Genomic DNA, 19,144 nt, shown 5'->3' with positions numbered 1-19,144 from the left:
GCGATGCCCATGCCGCCGCCGATGCACAACGTGGCGAGGCCCTTCTTGGCATCGCGGCGCTGCATTTCATACAGCAGGGTCACCAGCACGCGGGCACCCGAGGCGCCGATCGGATGGCCGATGGCGATGGCGCCGCCATTGACGTTCACCTTGTCGGTATCCCAGCCCATATCCTTGTTCACGGCGCAGGCCTGGGCGGCGAAAGCCTCGTTGGCTTCGACCAGATCGAGGTCGCCGGCCTTCCAGCCGGCCTTGGCCAGCGCGGCACGCGAGGCCGGAATCGGCCCGGTGCCCATGATCGACGGATCGACGCCCGACTGCGCCCAACTGACGATACGGGCCAGCGGCTTGATGCCGCGCTTCCTGGCTTCCTCGGCGCTCATCAGCACCACGGCGGCGGCGCCGTCATTGATGCCCGAAGCATTGCCGGCGGTGACCGAACCGTCCTTGGCAAAGGCCGGACGCAGCGCCTTCATCGCATCGACCGTGGCGCCGTGACGGATATATTCGTCATTCTCCACCACGGTGTCGCCCTTGCGGCCCTTGATGGTGACCGGAACGATCTCGTCCTTGAACTTGCCGGCCTTCTGCGCGGCCTCGGCCTTGTTCTGGCTCTTCACCGCGAATTCGTCCTGCGCCTCGCGGGTGATCTGAAACTGCTTGGCCACGTTCTCCGCCGTGTTGCCCATGTGGTAGCCATTGAAGGCGTCCCACAGGCCGTCACGAATCATGGTGTCGATGAAGCCGAGATCGCCCATCTTGTGGCCGGCGCGCAGGTAAGCGGCATGCGGCGCCTGGCTCATGCTTTCCTGGCCGCCGGCGACCACGATGGCGCTGTCCCCGTTCTTCACCGCCTGGAAACCGAGCGCCACCGCGCGCAGGCCCGAGCCGCACAGCATGTTGACGCCCCAGGCCGGCACTTCCACCGGCAGGCCGGCATTGATCGAGGCCTGTCGCGCGGGATTCTGGCCCTGCGCGGCGGTCAGGATTTGGCCCATGATCACTTCGCTGACCTCGCCTGGCTGCACGCCGGCGCGCTTCAGCGCGCCATCGATGGCGACCTGGCCGAGATAATGGGCCGGCACGCTGCTCAGCGTGCCATTGAACGAGCCAACCGGCGTGCGCGCGGCACTGGCGATGACGATATCGGTCATGGTGTCCTCCAGAGATCGGACGTTATATTTGGCGAGGCGGTATGGCTGAACGATAGCGGCCTTTTCGCAACTGCGGCAAGACCCCGCCGGGCGCAAAAGCGCCGATCACGCCTGCACTTTGGTCGCACGCCGGCCAGTGCGGGGGCCAGTGGAGGGGGCTGTGCGGGAACGCGGTTTGCGCGCCGGTTTCTCCGTCTGCGACCTAGTCTTCGCGGCTGCCCCCGTGCCTGCCGTGGCGGCAAGCCAGTCGGCCAGCGGCTGCCAAAGCCCGGCCTCGGCGCGTGGTCCGACCATCATGCCGATATGACCGCTCGGCGCATCCAGACGCTGTGCCTGTGGCATCTGGGTCAACAAAGCGGCAGCCCCTTCTTTAGGCACCAGTTTGTCGCGTTCGGGCAGCACCACCAGTGCCGGCTTGCGCCAGTCCTGCGGCAGCACCGGCCGGCCGTCGATCAGCCAGCGGCCCTGCACCGGACGATTTTCGCCATACCAGCCAAGCAGGCATTCGCGCGCCACCGCACCGGCCAGCGGCACGCCATCGTTGAGCCAGTCTTCCATGGCGACGAAACGGCGCTCGGCATCGCTGCCTTCGGGCAGCGTGGCAAACTGGGTGAACTTCTTGAGAGCCGTGAAGGGATCGAGCGCCCAGAAGAAACCCTGCAGCGTATCGACCTCGAGCATCGGCGGCGCTTCGCCCGCACTGGCCGGCGCCGGCACCAGGGCCGGTGCCAGGGCCTGCACCAGCGCGGCATGATGCGCGCCGCCGGCATGGAAATCCCAGGGCGTCGCCAGCAGGGCGAGTGCAGCAACGTCCTCCGGCGCCGTCACCGCTGCAGCCAGCGCCAGATTGCCGCCCATGCAATAGCCGAGCAGGATCGGCGTCTGTCCGGTCTCGCGCTTCACATGCTTCAGCGCGCGCCGGATACGGGCAATATAGGCGGCGAGGTCGAACCGCTGCTCGGCGCGGCCCGGATCGCCCCAGTCGAGCAGGAAAGGCCGCATGCCCTGCCTAGCTGTGCTCGACCTGGGCAGCCAGCGCGCCAGGCTCTGGCCCTCGGCCAGATCGAGCACATAGGCACGGTTGACCAGCGATGGCACCAGCAGGACGGGCATGCCTGCCTCGCCATATGCGAGCAGACGGGAACTGCCTTCCCGCCAGAAAACAGGCGGATCGGGCAGATCGCGATGCCAGCCATGGCGGCGATAACGCTGCATGCCGCCGGTCATCGCGCCGATCCGCGCCAGCCCGGCGCGGATCAGCGCTGCGGTGAATTCATTTGGGTCGACGCTGGCGAGGTCGGGCAGCAGCTGGCTGAAGCGCGCCAGCCAGTGCGGATTCAAGTGCGGCGAGGCGTTTTTCGCAATCGGCCAGACGGCGAGCGAGCTCAGCAGCATCAGGTTGGTGGTGGCCAGATGCAGCGGCAGCGGACGCGGCCCCAGGCGTTGCGCCCGGGGCTGCTCCTGGTGTGCTTTGGGCGGCTCCGGGTGTTGCACCATATCCGCCTCCCTGCTTGGTCGCGCCTGCCGCGGCCTGCTGTGCCTTCTGGGCGCCCTGCTGCCAGAGCGTCAGCCAGTTCGCCGACAGTTCCGCCAGTTTCGGGTCAGTGGCCAGCAAGCCGGCCTGCTCCTGCCAGAGGTCGAGAAACCGTTGTGCCAGCACCTGTGCGTCGCCGGTTTTTGCCTTCGGATCGTCCATGCCGGCAGCCTACACCGGCGGCCCCCTTCCGGGCTATCTTTTCGCGGCGCACAAGACCCTTGCGTATACATACGATAATGAGTGAAATACTTTTTAACAAATCCTAGGGAGCGCAGGACCGTGGCCGAAACCGAGCAGACGACGGCACAGACGACAGGGGCGCCCGTCGTAAAGATCAAAAAGTATGCAAACCGGCGGCTGTACAACACGTCAACGTCGTCCTACGTGACTCTGGAGAATCTGTGCCAGATGGTGAAGGACGGCCAGGATTTCCTGGTCGAGGACGCCAAGACCGGCGAAGACATCACCCGGGGCGTGCTGACCCAGATCATCTTCGAAGAGGAATCCAAGGGCGGCCAGCAGCTGCTGCCGATCGGCTTCCTGCGCCGGCTGATCTCCTTCTACGGCGACAGCCTGCAGACCCTGGTGCCGAGCTATCTGGAAATCTCCATGACCTCGTTCCAGCGCAACCAGGACCAGATGCGCCAGTATATGGCGGAATCCTTCGGCGAGATGTTCCCGTTCCGCAGCATTGAAGAAATGGGTCGCCAGAATATGGCGATGTTCCAGCGCGCCATGACGCTGTTCAACCCCTTCGTCGCCGGCATGAACGACGCCGAAAAATCCTCGGTCGCGGCCGCCGGCGAAAGGGCGGCTGCGGGCGAGAATCCGGTCGAGGTCGATGCCCTGAAGAAGCAGATGGAAGAACTGCGCAAGCAGGTCGAAGCCCTTGCCCGAACCAAGGGGTAAGCAGCCGCCCGCTGCCCTGCCGTCAGCCGAAAATCCGCCGCTTCCCGCCACCCAGCCGGGCGTGACGTCGCCGCGCGCGGCCAGGCCGATGCGTCTGCGGCTGTCGATCTCGCGCGTGCTGACGGTCGGCGTCGGCACGCTGATGCTGCTGGCAGGCATTGCCTACGGCATCGCGCTGGTCAGCGGCCGGCTCAACACCGTGGAGCTGCTGCGCGACCGCAACCAGCGCATTGTCAGCCACCTGATCGAACGCACCCAGCTGCAGCTCGACCCCGCCGCGCATCAGATCGAGGCGCTGCGCCAGCAGCTGCAGAGCAAGCAGATCGGCGTCAACGATGTCGGCCGCCTGACCGATTACATGATCGCCACGCTGGATGCGCTGCCGCCGGTCGACGCCATCGCCCTGCTGCGCAACGACCTGGTGGCGACGCGGGTTGGCCGTGTGCCGGGCAGCAACCGGCGTTATGAACCGTTGCACGGCTCCATCCTCACCTACCCCGACGTCGCCGCGCGCGACGAGGCGGTGCGCCGTCTCTATGCGGTCGCCAGCCGCAAGGAAGACCACCGCAAACCGGTCACCTGGGGCGATCTGATCTGGAACCCGGAAATCGGCCAGGCCCTGATCAATGCCCATGCCCCGGTGGTGATCGACGATGTCTTCGTCGGCGAAGCGCTGGCCGTGGTGTCGCTCGGCACGCTGTCGCGCCTGCTGGAAACCGACAGCATCGACGGCGAGGCGGTCAATTTCATCCTCTACGGCGAAGACATGGTGCTGGCGCATCCCACGCTGCTGAACCACGACTATGCGCTGTCGATGCGCCAGCCGGTGCCGGCGCTGAAAGACATCCACGATCCGGTGCTGAAGCAGATCTGGGACGGCCGGATCGATGTGACGCTGGCCCGCGCCATGCTGGACGAGGAAGGCGCCCATATCGTGGAAGCCGAAGGCCGCCGCTGGATTTTCGTCTACCGCCGGCTCTACGCCTATGGCGACACACCGTGGATCGTCGGCCGCTATTTCACCTTCGACCAGATCGAGACCGAGGTCCGCCGCCTGCAGCTTTCGGCCGCGGTCGGCGGGGTCAGCCTGATCCTGTCGCTGCTGGTCGCCTGGCGCCTCGGCTTCCTGATCCGCAAGCCGCTGCTGGCGATCGGCAATGCGGCCAACCGCCTGCGCAACCTGGATTTCGACACGCCGCCGCTCGAGCGCACCCGCCTGCGCGAACTCGACGATGTTGGACAGGCGATCAATGCCGCCAATGCGGCTTTGCGCTGGTTCGGCAACTATGTGCCGCGCAAGCTGGTCAACCGTCTGGTGCGCGAGGGCGAGGATGCCGTCAACACCAGCAAGCAGCGCGACGTCACCGTGATGTTCACCGACCTGGTCGGCTTCACCGCCATGTCGGAACGGCTGAGCGCGCAGGACACCGCCGATATCCTGAACGAGCATTTCGCACTCGTCACCGCCTGCATCGAAGCAGAGGGCGGCATCATCGACAAGTTCATCGGCGATGCGGTGATGGCGGTGTGGGGCGCGATCAAGCGCGACGAGGATCATGCCGCGCGCGCCTGTCGCGCGGCCGATGAAATCTGCAAGGCGCTGGCCGCCGACAATGCGCGTCGCGCCATGCTGGGCAAATCGATACTGCGCATGCGGATCGGCCTGCATTCCGGCCCCGTCGTGGTCGGCAATATCGGCGCACCGGGCCGCATCAACTACACCGTGGTGGGCGACACCGTGAACACCGCCCAGCGGCTGGAACAGCTTGGCCATGATCACCAGCTGCTGGACGAACAGTTCATCGCGCTGGCCAGCGCCGAAACCGTGACCGCCGCCGGTCTGGATCCCAGGCCGCCGCTGATCGGCGACCTCCCGATCAAGGGCCGCGACGGCGCGATTGAGGTCTATCGTCTCGACCACCCGCAAAAGTCCGTTACTTTATTGCCGGGTTAACCCCCCGTTTACCGAATCCCTGCTTGAGTCCGGCCCTGAACGACGGGGTTCCATGGTCAATAATCTGGGCATCGGCACGGCAGTAACGCCACTTGGCGGCGGTCAGCCCGATTCCGTCTCCGAGGCCGCCCAGCGCAAGCGCCAGGCCGTCGCCTCCCCCCGGTTCAGCACCACCGAGGAAGCCGCCGATCAGCCCGCCAAAGGCGGCCTGCTGCAAAAGACCAAACAGGCCGGCCAGGCCGCCGGGGCGGCGATCAGCCAGTTGCTGCGCCGCCGCACCGACCGCGGCGAACCGGCCGAAATCAACATCGAAATCCCGCCCCATCTGGAACGCCGCCGCGCCTGGCGCGAGGCTTTCGGCCTGAATACCTGGCATACCCAGCAGATCGCCCAGGCTGACGAGACCCCCTTGAGCGACGAGGCCCGGGCGGGCGCCATCCGGGCCTATCGCAGCGGCGGCCGGCGCGGCCGGCTGGACCTCGACCTTGCGCAGCAAGTGAGCGTGACCGTATAAAGGCCGCTTCCTGCCCCAGCGGTTTTTGCCAGGTTTTTCTCATGTCATCTGAACCGGCCGATCTGTTGATCATCGGCGGCGGCGTCAACGGCACCGGCATCGCCCGCGATGCCGCCGGACGCGGCCTGAGCGTCATCCTCGCCGAACGCGGCGACCTTGCCGGCGCCACCTCCTCCGCCGCCACCAAGCTGATCCATGGCGGCCTGCGCTATCTCGAGCATTACGAATTCCGCCTGGTGCGCGAGGCGCTGGGCGAACGTGAAGTGCTGATGAAGATGGCGCCGCATATCATCTGGCCGCTGCGCTTCGTGCTGCCGCATCATCCCGGCCTGCGTCCGGCCTGGATGATCCGCATCGGCCTGTTCCTCTACGATCATCTGGCCGGCCGCCAGACCCTGCCCGGCTCGATCGGCGTGGATTTCACGCAGGGCGATCCGCGCGGCCGTCCGCTGAAGAAAGAGTTCAGCCGCGGCTTCGAATATTCCGACTGCTGGGTGGATGATTCCCGCTTCGTGGTGCTGAACGCCATGGCGGCGCGCCAGCTCGGCAGCCGGATATTCACCCGCACCGCCGTCACCGCGGCGCGGCGCGAGGGCGGTCTGTGGCATGCCACGCTGACCGATCAGATGACCGGCGCGAGCCGTGAGGTGACGGCGCGCGGCATCGTCAATGCCGGCGGCCCCTGGGTACGCGAGACGCTCACCGGTGCCTTCGGCAAAAACCCAAAGAACAGCGTGCGACTGATCAAGGGCAGCCATATCGTCACCAGGAAGCTGTTCGACGGCGAGCACTGCTACATTTTCCAGAATGCCGACAACCGCATCATCTTCGCCATCCCCTATGAGCGCGACTTCACGCTTGTTGGTACAACAGACATACAATTGGACAAACTGGACGGCCCGCCGCGCATCAGCGAGGAAGAGACGACCTATCTTCTGGAAGCGGCGAGCGAATACTTCAGGCAGCCGGTGACGCGCGATCAGATCGTCTGGTCGTTTGCCGGGGTCAGGCCGCTGTATGACGATGGCGACAGCGATCCATCTGCCATCACGCGCGATTATGTCCTTGATCTTGATGGCAAGGCGGGCGAGCCGCCGCTGCTCTCGGTCTATGGCGGCAAGCTCACCACCTCGCGCCGTCTGGCCGAGCAGGTGCTGGAAAAGCTGGCGTCCTTCTATCCGCAGATGGGCAAACCCTGGTCGGGCAGCAAGCCTTTACCCGGCGGCGATCTGGGCGCCGCCAGCTTCGATGCCTTCGTGGCCGAACTGAAGCATAAATATCCCGGCCTCGATCCGGTCTGGCTGACCCGTCTGGCGCGCCGCCATGGCAGCGCGGTGCGCGAGATTCTGGGCGATGCGCAATGGGCCAGCGATCTGGGCGAAAGCTTCGGCGGCGGGCTGTATGCGCGCGAGGTCGATTACCTGATGCGGCGCGAATGGGCCCGCGAAGCCGACGATGTGCTGTGGCGCCGCACCAAATGCGGCCTGTGGGTCAGCGCCACCGACCGCGAGAAGCTCGCCAACTGGATGGCGCAGCATCGCCCCAATATGGAAACTGCATGAAGATTGCCCCAATGCGTATTGCGGTGGTCGGAGCCGGCGCCATCGGCGGCTATTTCGGCGGCCTGCTGGCGCGTGCCGGCCATGACGTCACCCTGATCGCCCGCGGCGCGCATCGCGATGCAATCCGCGCCAACGGCCTGACGGTGGAAGGCAAGACCGAGCGTTTCACCACGCATCCGGCCTGCACTGACGATCCGGCCGAGGCCGGCGCGCAGGATCTGGTCATCCTCAGCCTGAAGGCCCCCGCCGTACCGGCGATGGCAGAGAAAATGCTGCCGCTGTTCGGGACCGAGACGGCGATGATCACGGCGATGAACGGCGTACCCTACTGGTATTTCCACAGGCATGGCGGGCCGCTGGATGGCAGCCGTATCGCCTCGGTCGATCCCGGCGACAGGCAATGGGACCTGATCGGGCCGCAGCGTGCCATCGGCAGCGTGGTCTGGGTTGCCGGTGCGATCGCTTCGCCTGGCGTGATCCATCACGGCGGCGGCAACCGCCTGCCGATCGGCGAGCCCGATGGCAGCCGCAGCGAACGCGTGCAGCGGTTCAGCGCGGTGCTGACAGCTGCCGGCATCGATGCGCCGGTGCATGACAATATCCGCCAGGAAATCTGGACCAAGCTGTGGGGCAACCTGTCCTACAATCCGGTCAGCGTGCTGACCCATGGCACGCTGGAAGGCCTGTCGCGCGATCCCGACGCCCGCCGCGTGCTCGGCGCCATGATGGAAGAATCGCGCCACATCGGCGAAGCGCTCGGCATCCGGTTCCCGCTCACCATCGAGCAGCGCATGGCAGCGGCCGAAAAGGTCGGCCCGCACAAGACCTCGATGCTGCAGGACTTGGAAGGCGGCCGGCCGATGGAAATCGGCGGCCTGATCGGCGTGATCGCCGAACTGGCCGGCAAGCTGAACATCCCGACGCCCACCATCGATACCGTGCTGGCGCTGCTGAAAGTCCGCGCCCGCGTGGCTGGAACCTTTAACGAGTGAGAGCGATATGAGCTTCGCCAGAGAAAATTTTGATTGGCGTAGTCTTTCCCCGCAAGATCTCGAAGCCCAGTTCAATCCGCGTATGGCAGTGCCGGATTTCCAGCAGCATTTCGATGCCTATGTGGAGAGGTCGGCCGCCGCCCGTGCCGCCATCGGCGGCGAATACGACCTGCGTTACGGTCCTGGCCCGCTGCAGACCTACGATCTGCACAAGCCGAAGAACCCGCAGCCGGGCGCACCGCTGGTGGTGCTGATCCATGGCGGCTACTGGCGCGGCCTCGACAAGAACACCATGACCTTCGCGGTGCCGCCCTATATCGAACGCGGCGCCGTGGCGGTGAACCTGAATTACGACCTCTGCCCGAATGTCACGCTGGATGCCATCGTGCGCGAAATGCAGGAGGCCCTGGTGCATATCGCCGGCAAGGCCGCCGAATGGGGCGCCGATCCGGCGAAGATCCACGTCATCGGTCATTCCGCCGGCGCGCATCTCGCCGCCATGATGGTGGCAGCGCCATGGCCGGCCAATCTGGGTCCGCAGCCGCCGGTGGCCTCGCTTGGCCTGATCAGCGGGGTCTATTCGCTGGAGCCGGTGCTGCATATCAGCGTGAACGAGAGCATCCGTCTCGACGGTGCTGCGGCCGGACGCAACAGCGTGACGAAATTTCCGCCGAAGCTGAAAGGCCCGGTTCTGGTCTCCTGCGGCGATGCCGAGCCGGAAGCCTGGCAGGCACAGAGCGTGGAGTTCCATCAGGCCTGCCGCAATGCCGGCACGCACACGGACTTCATCCGTATGGCCGGCGGCAACCACTTCACCATCAAATTCGCCGCCGCCGATCCGAACCATCCGCTCGGTGCCGCGCTGCTGCGGCAATGCGGCCTGCGCTGACGCTCAGCGCGTCAGCTGCTCATAGACCACGCGGGCCATCGGCAGCAGGGCTTCGCGCCCGGCCTCGCCGGTCAGCGCATAGCCGAAACCGCCATCGACCCAGTAGAAGGCCGCTGCATTGCCTTCGCCGGCAAAGCGGAAGGACGTGTCGCTGCCACCCTCACCCGAGCGCACATAGAGGGTCAGCCGCTGGCCCTGGCGATTCTCGTACATGAACTGTGCGGCCGCGTTATTGCCACTGGAGGCCGGCAGCAGACGGCCGCCGACCAGCCCATAGCCCTGTGCCGTCAGGCTTGGCACCTTCAGCGCGGTGCCGACGCGCTTGGACAGCCAGGCGACCAGATGCTGTTCTTCCCTGGCCGGCACCTCGACCGGATGCAGCACTTCCTTGCTGTAAACCAGATGCGCCCGCGCCGCTTCCTGCGGCAATGCCGCCACCACCGTCGCCGGCGCCATGGCGCCGCGGCCGAACCAGCCGGCACCCGCACCCAGCACCACAAGTCCGAGCACGGCGGCGATCCGCAATACCGGCGCCAGCAGCGATGGACGCTGGGCGGCGAACACCGCGGTCAGCGCCGCCGGCACCGGCTCGTCCAGACCCGCCGCAAAATGCACGCGCAAATCGTCGGCCTGGTTCTGCCAGCCGGCCACACGCGCGGCATCTTCGGGATTCAGCGCCAGATGCGCCTCGATATCGGCGCGCCGCTCGGGCGGCAGGCGGTCGTCGACATAGGCCAGAAGATCGGCCTCGGTGACCTTGGTCGCCGGACTGCCGCTCATTTCACCCTCCTCAGATGCGGTCGCCCGCCTTCGCCCCACTGTCCGTCATTCTTGTGTGGCGGCTCGCCGTCGGTCAGACGGCGCAGTCGGTCACGCGCCCGCGCCAGCCGCGACATCACGGTTCCCACCGGAACCGCCTGCACGCGCGCGGCCTCTTCGTAACTCAATCCTTCCACACCGACCAGCAGCAGCAGGGCGCGCTGTTCCTCGGGCAGCAAAGCCAGCGCCGCATCGAGATCGCGCAATTCCAGCTTCTCCCACTGGCCGCCGCTTTCCGAAGGTCCCTCACCGGCATCCTCCAGCGGGCGGTTGTCGGGGCGCGCCCAGTCGCGCTGCTGCCGGCTGCGCCAGCGGTTGTGCAGGATGGCGAACAGCCAGGGCCGCAGGGCATCGGCATCGCCGCGCCGCGTCGTCCAGGCGGCCAGCGCCCGCGCGATACAGTCCTGCACCAGATCGTCGGCACTGTCGCGCTCGCGCGTCAGTGCCAGGGCAAAGCGCCGCAGCCGCGGAATCTCGGCTTCGATCGGATGCGGTTGGCGGCGGAACAGCATGGCGGCAATACGGGGCTGGCAGGCGGCAGCGAGAGCCGCCGCCCGACCATACCCTGCGGCTTACGGCTTGGCGACGTGCCAGGCGCCGTTCAGGAAGCCGTCGCCGGTGGTGTCGCCCGGCTTGGTGTCCTTCACCCAGCCATAGAGCGGCTTGCCCTTGTAGGCCCACTGCTTGCTGCCGTCGTCGCGGGTGATCACGCTCCAGTCGCCCTTCGCCATGTCGCCGGCGGTCGCCACCAGCGGCGGCCAGTTGGCGGCGCAGGGACCGTTGCAGGCCGATTTGCCCGGCGCGGTGTCGCGGTCGAAGGTATAGAGCGTCATCCGCTTGGCATCGACCAGCACGGGACCGATCGCGGTGTCGCCGGGTACGGCTGGCGCGGTGGTCTGGGTGGCGCAGGCGGCAAGGCCCACAACCAGCAGGCCAGTGAGCATCAGGTTGCGCAGTATCATTGGGAATTCCCTTTCAGGTCTGCGGGCGGCCCCCGGCCGCCCTGACGGTTAGACCATCAGCGGGCGGTTTTATTCCCTGCCGTTCAGGAAATCGTGAAAAAGAATTCTGTCCTTGCCGGGCCGGGGATGCGGACCTACCATCCCCATTATGCGGTTCCCGGTGATTCTGGCGCTTTTTCCGCTGCTGCTCCTGGCGATGCCCGCCACAGCGCAGACGGCGGTCGACACCCTGTTCGACAAGCTGCAGGAAACCGAGAACCCCATCGAAGCCAAGCAGATCGAGCGCAAGATCTGGGAGGCCTGGTCGAAATCCGAATCCGACACGCTGGACGCCCTGATGCAGGGCGGCATCGCGGTGATGGAAAAGGGCGACCTTGCCCGGGCGCAGGATATTTTCAGCAGCATGATCGAGCTGAAACCCGATTTCGCCGAGGCCTATAACAAGCGCGCCACCGTGCGCTTCCTGGCCGGCGACTATCCGGGTTCGGTGGCCGATATCGAGCGCACGCTCAAGCTGGAGCCGCGCCATTTCGGGGCGCTGTCCGGGCTGGGCCTGATCATGGAGCGCCTGGATAACCTGCCCGAGGCGCTGCGCGCCTATCGTCGCGCACTCGCCGCCAATCCGCATCTGGCCGATGCGCCGGACAAGCTGAAGGAACTGCGCCGTCGCATCGATGCGCGCGAGCTGTGATCGTCATTTCTGGAAGATGAAGAATACCGCGCCGATCAGGCAGGCGAAGGCGGCGAAGTAATTCCAGCGCAGCCCCTCGCCCAGATAAAACACCGCGAACAACGCGAACACGCCGAGCGTGATCACCTCCTGCACCACCTTCAGCTGCGCCGGCGTGAACATGCCGCTGGCATAGCCGATGCGGTTCGCCGGCACCGCCAGACAGTATTCGAAAAAGGCGATGCCCCAGGAGATCAGCACCACTTTCCACAGAATCTGCTCCGGGTATTTCAGGTGCCAGTACCAGGCGAATGTCATCAGCACGTTGGAGCCGATCAGCATCAGGATCGTGGTCATGGCGGCCTCGGAGGCGTCAGGGGAGAGTTACTCCCTATATCGCCTCGACGCGGGCGATGCGCAACACATTGGTGTTGCCCGGCGAACCGAAGGGCACGCCGGCGGTGACCACCAGGCTGTCGCCCGGCTTGGCCAGGTCGCTGGCGCGCGCCAGCGCGGTGGCCTTGGCGATCATGTCGGCGAAATTGATCGCATCGGGCGCCACCACGGCATTGACGCCCCAGGCCAGCGTCAGCCGCCGCGCGGTTTCCACCAGCGGCGTCAGGCACAGGATCGGCGAGCGCGGCCGCTCGCGGGCGGCGCGCAAAGCGGTCGAACCCGACATCGTGTAGGTGACGATGGCGGCGGCCTGGATCGTTTCGGCCACCTGGCGCGCCGCGGCGGTGATCGCGTCCGACGGCGTGTTTTCCGGGTTGTTGTGTTCGGCATCCATGATGCCGCGATAGAGCGGATCGCGTTCGACCTGGCGCGCGATGCTGTCCATGGTGCGCACCGATTCGACCGGATAGTCGCCGGACGCCGATTCCGCCGACAGCATGATGGCATCGGCGCCGTCGTAGACTGCGGTGGCGACATCGGAAACCTCGGCGCGCGTCGGCACCGGCGCCTTGATCATGCTTTCCAGCATCTGGGTGGCGACCACGACGGGTTTGCCGGCGCGCCGCGCGGTGCGGACGATTTTTTTCTGCAGTCCGGGCACCGCCTGCAGCGGCATCTCGACGCCGAGATCGCCGCGCGCCACCATCAGCGCGTCGCACAGTGTGACGATCTCGTCGAGACAGTCCACCGCCGAGGGCTTCTCGATCTTGGCCAGCAGCGCGGCACGCCCCTGGATCAGCCCGCGCGCCTCGCGCAGGTCGTCCGGGCGCTGCACGAAGCTCAGCGCGACCCAGTCGACGCCGTGGGCGAGCGCGAAGGCGAGATCGGCGCGGTCCTTCGGCGTCAGCGCCGACAGCGGCACCACGGTATCGGGCAGATTGACGCCCTTGCGGTCCGACAGCCGCCCGCCGACCACCACTTCGGTCTCGGCCCAGCCCGGCCCGACATGGCCGACGCGCAGCCGCAGCTTGCCGTCATCCAGCAGCAGTTCGGTGCCGGGCTTCAGGCTGCCGAGCACTTCGGGATGCGGCAGCTGCACACCGGTCTCGTCGCCTTCGCTGGCATTGAGGTCGAGGCGGAATTTGTTGCCCGGAATCAGGTCGACGGCGCCGGCTTTGAACCTGCCGATGCGCAGTTTCGGCCCCTGCAGGTCGGCGAGCAGCCCGATCGGCCGGTTGAGCTGCTGCTCGAGCGCGCGTACGCTGCGGATACGCTCGAGATGGTCGTCATGGCTGCCATGGCTGAAATTGAGGCGGAACACATCGGCGCCGGCCTCGAACAGGGCGCGGATGCGGTCCGGGCTGCTGGAGGCCGGCCCCAGCGTGGCGACGATCTTGACGTTGCGTTCCCGATGCATACTCCCCCCGGCACTGCCCGACTGCTGGGCAGTCCCATCTTAGTCACCGCGGGGCGCCGGCTGCGACGAAAATATTAGGGATCAAGCGGTTGCGTTTTTTGCTGCATTTGCGAAAAAGGCGCGCCTTTTGCAATTCCACGAGTCCGAAGGACCGAAAAATCATGGATATCGCCCGTATCAGCGTCGGGAAGAGCCCGCCCTACGACATCAACGCCGTGATCGAGATCCCGGCCGGCGGCGTGCCGGTGAAATACGAGCTGGACAAGGATTCCGGCGCGCTGTTCGTCGACCGCTTCCTGCACACCGCCATGTTCTACCCGGCCAATTACGGCTTCATCCCGCACACCCTGGGCGGCGACGGCGACCCCTGCGACATCCTGGTGGTGAGCCATGTGCCGGTGGTGGCCGGGGCGGTGATCCGCTCGCGCCCGATCGGCGCGCTGAAGATGGAAGACGAGGCCGGCGGCGACGAGAAGATCATCGCCGTGCCGGTCGACAAGCTGCACCCCTTCTACACCAACGTCAGCACCTATTCCGACCTGCCGGCCAGCCTGATCGAGCAGATCGAGCATTTCTTCGTCCACTACAAGGACCTGGAAAAGGGCAAGTTCGTCAAATCGGCCGGCTGGGTCGGCCCCGACGAGGCGGCCAGGATGATCACCGAAGGCATCGTCCGGGCGGCCGGCATCCGGTAAACGGTGTTTCCTCGCAGATTTCACAACGGCGGCCGCTAAAATGGCCGCCGTTTTCGTTTGCGCCCGTTGCGGCTCGTTTGGGTTCGTTCGGGTTCGTTTACGCCCGTTCCGGCATCGCTGCGGTTCGTTTGCGCTCGTTTCGGTTCGTTCGGGTTCGTTCGGGTTCGTCCGGGTTCGTCCGCCACAGGTCTTAACGGAACATATAGGAAACATATAGCTGGTTTTCAACCCCGCGCCGGGGCGATCCTGAACCCTGAATACTCTTATATTCAGCGTTCACGGAAATAAGACTCACCGGCCGGCGCAACTCAGCGCAGAATAGCCCGAGTATCCGTCCGCTTAAAAAACCAGTGTCCGCCGTTCTCTCACCACCGGGAGATTCTCATGGACCCGCTTGTGCGCCTCAGCCCCACCGGCCTCTGCGCCGATCCTTTCGCGCCCGCCGATAGCGAGGGCGTGCCGCCCGGCCTGCGCCCCGAGATCGATGACCTGACCGATCCGCTGCTGCGGCAGGCACTCGGCTGGTGGCGCGATCTCGCCGGTCCCGGCGGCACCCTGCCCGACCGCAGCCGCATCGAGCCGGCGGCGATCAAGGCGCTGCTGCCCAACACCATCCTGTGGGATGCCAGCGAAGACCGCAGCGGCGGCCTGCAGTTCCGCTGCCGGCTCGCCGGCACCATGCTGGTGGAGGTGCTGGGCCAGGAGCCGACCGGGCGCTGGCTGCACCAGATGTTCGGCGCCGAGACCGCCTGCATGCATCGCGAGCTGGGTGCCGTGGTGCGCAAGCGGCGGCCGTATTTCTCCGAACACAAGATGAGCTGGGCCGACAAACCCTATTACAGCTACATCCGCCTGATGCTGCCCTTCACGCACCATGCCCGCCACCTGCCCGGCGACGATCCGCAGCGCGTGGCGCTGCTGTGCAACGTGGTCAGCTTCGTCAAGGCGTGAGGTGCGCGAACGGCTCCATTACATCGTCGTCCTCGGCCTTGAGCCGAGGACCTCAGGCAGGATGGAGAGAGATCCTCGGGTCAAGCCCGAGGATGACGATAGGGGTTTGGGATGACGACGGGCTTGGGGATGACGATTTATAATACACGTCGTCCTCGGCCTTGAGCCGGGGACCTCAGGCAAGGCGGAGAGAGATCCTCGGGTCAAGCCCGAGGATGACGATGGGGGGGGATGACGGCGGAGCCTGAGGATGACGGCGAGGGCTTGGGGTTGACGACGGGGCCCGGGGATGACGACAGGGCCTGAGTATCGCGGGTGTTTCACATCCCGCCGGCCAGATCGTCGTAAAGGTCGCGCCACTCCGGATTGCCTGCCGCGACCAGCGCGAGTTTCCAGGCGCGCCGCCAGGTTTTAAGCACCTTCTCGCGCCGGATGGCCTCTTCGATCACCTCGTAACGCTCGACATGGACCAGGCGCTTCAGATTGTAGCGTCGGGTGAAACCGGCGACGGCGCCTTCGCGATGCTCCCAGATGCGTCGCGGCAGGTCGGAGGTCACGCCGATATAGAGCGTGCCTTCAGCTTTGTTGGTGAGGATATAGACCCAGCCGCCGGACACGATGGACCTCGATACGTCGCCGTCCCCAAGCAGGATGGAGAAAGATCCTCGGGTCAAGCCCGAGGATGACGATGGGGGTGGGATGACGGCGGGGGCTTGGGGATGACGATTTTATAAAGACACGTCGTCCTCGGCCTTGAGCCGAGGACCTTGAGCAGGACGGAGAAAGATTCTCGGCCAAGGAAACGCTTCTTGGGCCCGAGGTTGACGGCGAGGGCCTGGGGATGACGGCGAGGGCCTGGGGATGACGACGAGGGCCTGGGGATGACGACAAGGCTCCGGGGATGACGACCGCCCCGCCGGCTGGACATCGCGCGGCGGAAGGCGCAGCGTCGCGGCCTGCCGCAGCCCGCGGCCATGGCGGTCCTTCCCACAATGTGTTTTTCGGCAACGGCCAGTTTCGTCACCGCCGCGGTTACCGGCGGCATCGGCATCGCCGCGCTGACCCGCCTGCGCCAGCCGCGCGAAATCCTGCTGGCCGCCACGCCGCTGCTGTTCGCCGCGCAGCAGATGATCGAGGGCCTGCTGTGGCTCGACCTGTCGGCGGCGCGGGAGACCGTCACCGCCAGCACGCTGACATATCTGTTCCTGCTGATCGCCGAGGTATTCTGGCCGGTCTATGTGCCGCTCGCCGTGCTGCTGGTCGAACCGGGCCGGCGGCGGCGCTGGGCGATGCTGGCCTGCCTGGCCGCCGGCGTGGCGGCCGGCACCTATCTGCGCTGGTGGGTGCTGACGCGGCCGCATGATGCCATCGTGCTGGACGGCCATATCGTCTACGTCACCGCCTATCGCAACAGCGTGGCGATCGCCGGCTCGTATTTCGCCGCCACCGTGCTGCCGCTGTGGCTCTCCTCGCACCGCCGCCTCAATGCGATCGGACTGGTGATCCTGACCGGCTATATCGCCTCATACCTGTTTTACTGGCAGGCCTTCGTCTCGGTCTGGTGCTTCTTCGCCGCCGCCACCAGCGCGCTGATCCTGTGGCATCTGCGCCAGCCGCAGCGCGCCCGGCTGCAGGTGGCGAAGGTGTGAGGCGCGGGCGGGCCTTAAATCAGTTGCTCATAGAGATCGATCCAGTCCGGATTGTCGCGCAAGATCAGCTGCACCTTCCAAGCCCGCTTCCAGTGTTTCATCAGCTTTTCGCGCTGAATCGCATTCCGGATATCGTCATGGTGTTCGGCATAGACGAGATGCTTCAAGCCGTGGCGTTTGGTGAAGCCGGCGACAACAGCTTCGCGATGCTCCCAGATGCGACGCGGCAGGTCGGCGGTCACGCCGAGATACAGCGTGCCGTTCGGTCTGTTGGTGACGATGTAAACCCAACCGCCGGGCATGGCGACAAGACTGCCGCAGGATTTCCATAGCGGCAAGACAAGACGTGGATGGCCGGGTCAAGCCCGGCCATGACGCATTTAAGAGCATACATTTTTATTCGTCATGCCCGGGCCCAAGAAACGCTTCCTGGCCGGGCATCCACGTGTCTCAGCGCGCGTCCTGCAGCAGCATCGCGGCGCCTTTTTCGGCGATCATCAGCGTCGGCGACGCGGTATTGCCCGAGGTGATCAGCGGCATCGCCGAGGCATCGATCACGCGCAAGCCCTCGATCCCGCGCACACGCAGGCGGCCGTCCAGCACCGCCAGCGGATCGCCGTCGACGCCCATCTTCGCCGTGGCGACCGGATGGAAGATCGTCGCGCCGATGCGGCCGGCAGCGGCGCGCATGTCGGCCTCGGTTTCCACCTGTGTGCCGGGCAGGTATTCCTCCGGCTGATACTTCGACAGCGCGCGGGTGGCGGCGAGCCGGCGCGTCAGTTTCAGGCTGTCGATCGCCACGCGCATGTCGGCTTCGGTATCGAGGTAATTCGGCTGGATCGCCGGTGCTGTGCGCGGATCGGCCGACTTGATCCGCACATGGCCGCGCGAGGTGGGCCGCAGGTTGCAGATCGAGGCGGTGAAGGCCGGGAACGGATGCAGCGGATCGCCGAACTTGTCGAGCGACAGCGGCTGGATATGGAATTCGACATTCGGCGTGGCATGCTCGGGCGCCGAGCGGGTGAACATCCCGAAGGTGCTGGGCGCCATGGTGAGCGCGCCGCGCCGGCGCAGCATGTAATCCAGCCCCATCAGCCCCTTGCCGAGATAGCCGGCGTCGTTGATCGTCTTCACGCCGCGCACGCGGTAGATCAGGCGCAGCTGCAGATGGTCCTGCAGGTTTTCGCCCACACCGGGCAGGTCGTGCTGCACGGCGATGCCATGCTGCTGCAGCAGTCCTGCAGGGCCGATGCCACTTAACTGAAGCAGCTGCGGCGAATTGATCGCGCCGGCGGCGAGGATGACTTCGCCGCGCGCCTCGGCCTGATAGCTCTCGCCGTTCTGGGAATAGACAATCCCGGTGGCGCGGCGGTTTTCCAGCGCCACGCGCTCGACATGCACGTTGGTGCGCAGCTCCAGGTTCGGGCGCGACAGCACGGGCTTGAGGAAGCCGGTGGCGGCCGACCAGCGCCGGCCGCGCCGCTGGTTGACCTGGAAGTAACCCGAGCCTTCGTTGTTGCCGAGGTTGAAATCCTGCACCTTGGGGATGCCGATCTCGGCGCCGGCCTCGGCCACCGCATCGATCAGCGGCCAGCGCACGCGGGCATTCTCGACGCGCCATTCGCCGCCTGAATTATGCAGGTCGGATTTGCCGAGCTCGTGGTCTTCGTGTTTCAGGAAATAGGGCAGCACATCGTCCCAGCCCCAGCCGGTGAGGCCCATCTGGCGCCAGGTGTCGTAATCCTGCACCTGGCCGCGCATGTAGACCATGGCGTTGATCGCGGTGCAGCCGCCGATCACCTTGCCGCGCGCATAGCCGATGGAGCGGTCGTTCAGCCCCGGCACCGGCTCGGTACTGTAGCACCAGTCGGCGCGCGGATTGCCGATGGCGAACAGATAGCCGATGGGAATGTGGAACCAGATCCAGTCGTCCTTGCCGCCGGCTTCCAGCACCAGGACGCGGGTGGCCGGGTTGGCCGAGAGCCGGTTGGCGAGCAGCGATCCGGCAGTGCCGCCGCCGACGATGATGTAGTCGAACTGGCCGGCAGATTTATGATTTTGTTGGGCCGACATG

General features: G+C 66.0%; 20 protein-coding genes. 10 read left to right on the top strand and 10 right to left on the bottom strand.

The genetic code is table 11. The features are described from left to right. Positions 1–1,154, bottom strand: a 1,154-nt coding sequence (locus OJJ21_RS02005; protein WP_297682706.1) for an acetyl-CoA C-acetyltransferase, incomplete at its 3' end; no start/stop codon positions are given. A 105-nt stretch (positions 1,155–1,259) separates the two neighbouring features. Beyond that, a complete protein-coding gene (locus tag OJJ21_RS02000) occupies positions 1,260–2,651 on the bottom strand; it encodes an alpha/beta fold hydrolase (protein WP_297682705.1) in 1,392 nt (463 codons plus the stop codon). Positions 2,652–2,970: 319 nt separating this feature from the next. On the opposite strand from OJJ21_RS02000, the gene phaR reads away from it, so the two are divergent. From phaR to OJJ21_RS01970, 6 genes are all read left to right on the top strand, one after another. After that, entirely contained in the window at positions 2,971–3,600 is a 630-nt protein-coding gene (phaR, locus tag OJJ21_RS01995) for a polyhydroxyalkanoate synthesis repressor PhaR (protein WP_297682704.1), read from the top strand. 61 nt (positions 3,601–3,661) lie between these two features. Beyond that, positions 3,662–5,554, top strand: a complete 1,893-nt coding sequence (locus tag OJJ21_RS01990) for an adenylate/guanylate cyclase domain-containing protein (RefSeq protein ID WP_297682703.1) — start codon at positions 3,662–3,664, stop codon at positions 5,552–5,554. Between the two features lie 52 nt (positions 5,555–5,606). After that, entirely contained in the window at positions 5,607–6,068 is a 462-nt protein-coding gene (locus tag OJJ21_RS01985; protein ID WP_297682702.1) for a hypothetical protein, read from the top strand. 41 nt (positions 6,069–6,109) lie between these two features. Continuing rightward, positions 6,110–7,630, top strand: a complete 1,521-nt coding sequence (glpD, locus tag OJJ21_RS01980; RefSeq protein ID WP_297682701.1) for a glycerol-3-phosphate dehydrogenase — start codon at positions 6,110–6,112, stop codon at positions 7,628–7,630. Continuing rightward, positions 7,627–8,622, top strand: coding sequence for a 2-dehydropantoate 2-reductase (locus OJJ21_RS01975; protein WP_297682700.1), 996 nt, complete (start codon positions 7,627–7,629; stop codon positions 8,620–8,622). The genes glpD and OJJ21_RS01975 overlap by 4 nt, the downstream gene beginning before the upstream one ends. Positions 8,623–8,704: 82 nt before the next feature. Further along, complete coding sequence (locus OJJ21_RS01970) at positions 8,705–9,511, top strand: alpha/beta hydrolase (protein WP_297682699.1); 807 nt, start codon at positions 8,705–8,707, stop codon at positions 9,509–9,511. A gap of 3 nt (positions 9,512–9,514) precedes the next feature. On the opposite strand, the gene OJJ21_RS01965 is transcribed toward OJJ21_RS01970, so the two are convergent. From OJJ21_RS01965 to OJJ21_RS01955, 3 genes are read right to left on the bottom strand one after another with little or no spacing between them, the layout of a single operon-like run. Continuing rightward, positions 9,515–10,291 carry an anti-sigma factor gene (locus tag OJJ21_RS01965; RefSeq protein ID WP_297682698.1) on the bottom strand — a complete coding sequence of 259 codons (777 nt, stop codon included), beginning with the start codon at positions 10,289–10,291 and terminating at the stop codon, positions 9,515–9,517. Next, the gene (locus tag OJJ21_RS01960) at positions 10,288–10,842 is read right to left on the bottom strand and encodes a sigma-70 family RNA polymerase sigma factor (protein ID WP_297682697.1); all 555 of its coding nucleotides are present in this window, start codon (positions 10,840–10,842) and stop codon (positions 10,288–10,290) included. The genes OJJ21_RS01965 and OJJ21_RS01960 overlap by 4 nt, the downstream gene beginning before the upstream one ends. A 60-nt stretch (positions 10,843–10,902) precedes the next feature. After that, positions 10,903–11,292 carry a hypothetical protein gene (locus tag OJJ21_RS01955; RefSeq protein ID WP_297682696.1) on the bottom strand — a complete coding sequence of 130 codons (390 nt, stop codon included), beginning with the start codon at positions 11,290–11,292 and terminating at the stop codon, positions 10,903–10,905. Positions 11,293–11,452: 160 nt separating this feature from the next. Between OJJ21_RS01955 and OJJ21_RS01950 the strand changes: the two genes are divergently transcribed. Continuing rightward, on the top strand, positions 11,453–11,983 hold the full coding sequence (locus OJJ21_RS01950) for a tetratricopeptide repeat protein (RefSeq protein ID WP_297682695.1): 531 nt from the start codon (positions 11,453–11,455) through the stop codon (positions 11,981–11,983). A gap of 3 nt (positions 11,984–11,986) precedes the next feature. On the opposite strand, the gene OJJ21_RS01945 is transcribed toward OJJ21_RS01950, so the two are convergent. Then, the gene (locus OJJ21_RS01945) at positions 11,987–12,319 is read right to left on the bottom strand and encodes a DMT family protein (RefSeq protein WP_297682694.1); all 333 of its coding nucleotides are present in this window, start codon (positions 12,317–12,319) and stop codon (positions 11,987–11,989) included. A gap of 34 nt (positions 12,320–12,353) precedes the next feature. Continuing rightward, positions 12,354–13,775, bottom strand: coding sequence for a pyruvate kinase (pyk, locus tag OJJ21_RS01940; RefSeq protein ID WP_297682693.1), 1,422 nt, complete (start codon positions 13,773–13,775; stop codon positions 12,354–12,356). 161 nt (positions 13,776–13,936) lie between these two features. Here pyk and ppa point away from each other — a divergent pair, with 161 nt between their 5' ends. Both ppa and OJJ21_RS01930 read left to right on the top strand, forming a co-directional pair. Continuing rightward, positions 13,937–14,470, top strand: a complete 534-nt coding sequence (ppa, locus tag OJJ21_RS01935) for an inorganic diphosphatase (protein WP_297682692.1) — start codon at positions 13,937–13,939, stop codon at positions 14,468–14,470. A gap of 384 nt (positions 14,471–14,854) precedes the next feature. After that, the gene (locus OJJ21_RS01930; protein WP_297682691.1) at positions 14,855–15,421 is read left to right on the top strand and encodes a PAS domain-containing protein; all 567 of its coding nucleotides are present in this window, start codon (positions 14,855–14,857) and stop codon (positions 15,419–15,421) included. 320 nt (positions 15,422–15,741) lie between these two features. Here OJJ21_RS01930 and OJJ21_RS01925 read toward each other — a convergent pair whose 3' ends face one another. Beyond that, entirely contained in the window at positions 15,742–16,038 is a 297-nt protein-coding gene (locus OJJ21_RS01925) for a GIY-YIG nuclease family protein (protein WP_297682690.1), read from the bottom strand. Positions 16,039–16,395: 357 nt separating this feature from the next. On the opposite strand from OJJ21_RS01925, the gene OJJ21_RS01920 reads away from it, so the two are divergent. Beyond that, entirely contained in the window at positions 16,396–17,070 is a 675-nt protein-coding gene (locus tag OJJ21_RS01920; RefSeq protein ID WP_297682689.1) for a DUF6629 family protein, read from the top strand. 14 nt (positions 17,071–17,084) lie between these two features. Here the strand turns inward: OJJ21_RS01920 and OJJ21_RS01915 are convergent, their stop codons facing one another. Continuing rightward, a complete protein-coding gene (locus tag OJJ21_RS01915) occupies positions 17,085–17,372 on the bottom strand; it encodes a GIY-YIG nuclease family protein (protein WP_297682688.1) in 288 nt (95 codons plus the stop codon). A 148-nt stretch (positions 17,373–17,520) separates the two neighbouring features. Next, positions 17,521–19,143: a GMC family oxidoreductase N-terminal domain-containing protein gene (locus OJJ21_RS01910; protein WP_297682687.1), complete on the bottom strand. Its 1,623-nt coding sequence runs from the start codon at positions 19,141–19,143 to the stop codon at positions 17,521–17,523. Between the last annotated feature and the right edge of the window lies 1 nt (position 19,144).

This window comes from Ferrovibrio sp. (genome assembly GCF_025869515.1).
In the GTDB taxonomy this organism is placed as follows: domain Bacteria; phylum Pseudomonadota; class Alphaproteobacteria; order Ferrovibrionales; family Ferrovibrionaceae; genus Ferrovibrio.
Note: the sequence above shows the minus strand (reverse complement) of the source record. Positions and strands in the feature narration are given on the sequence as shown.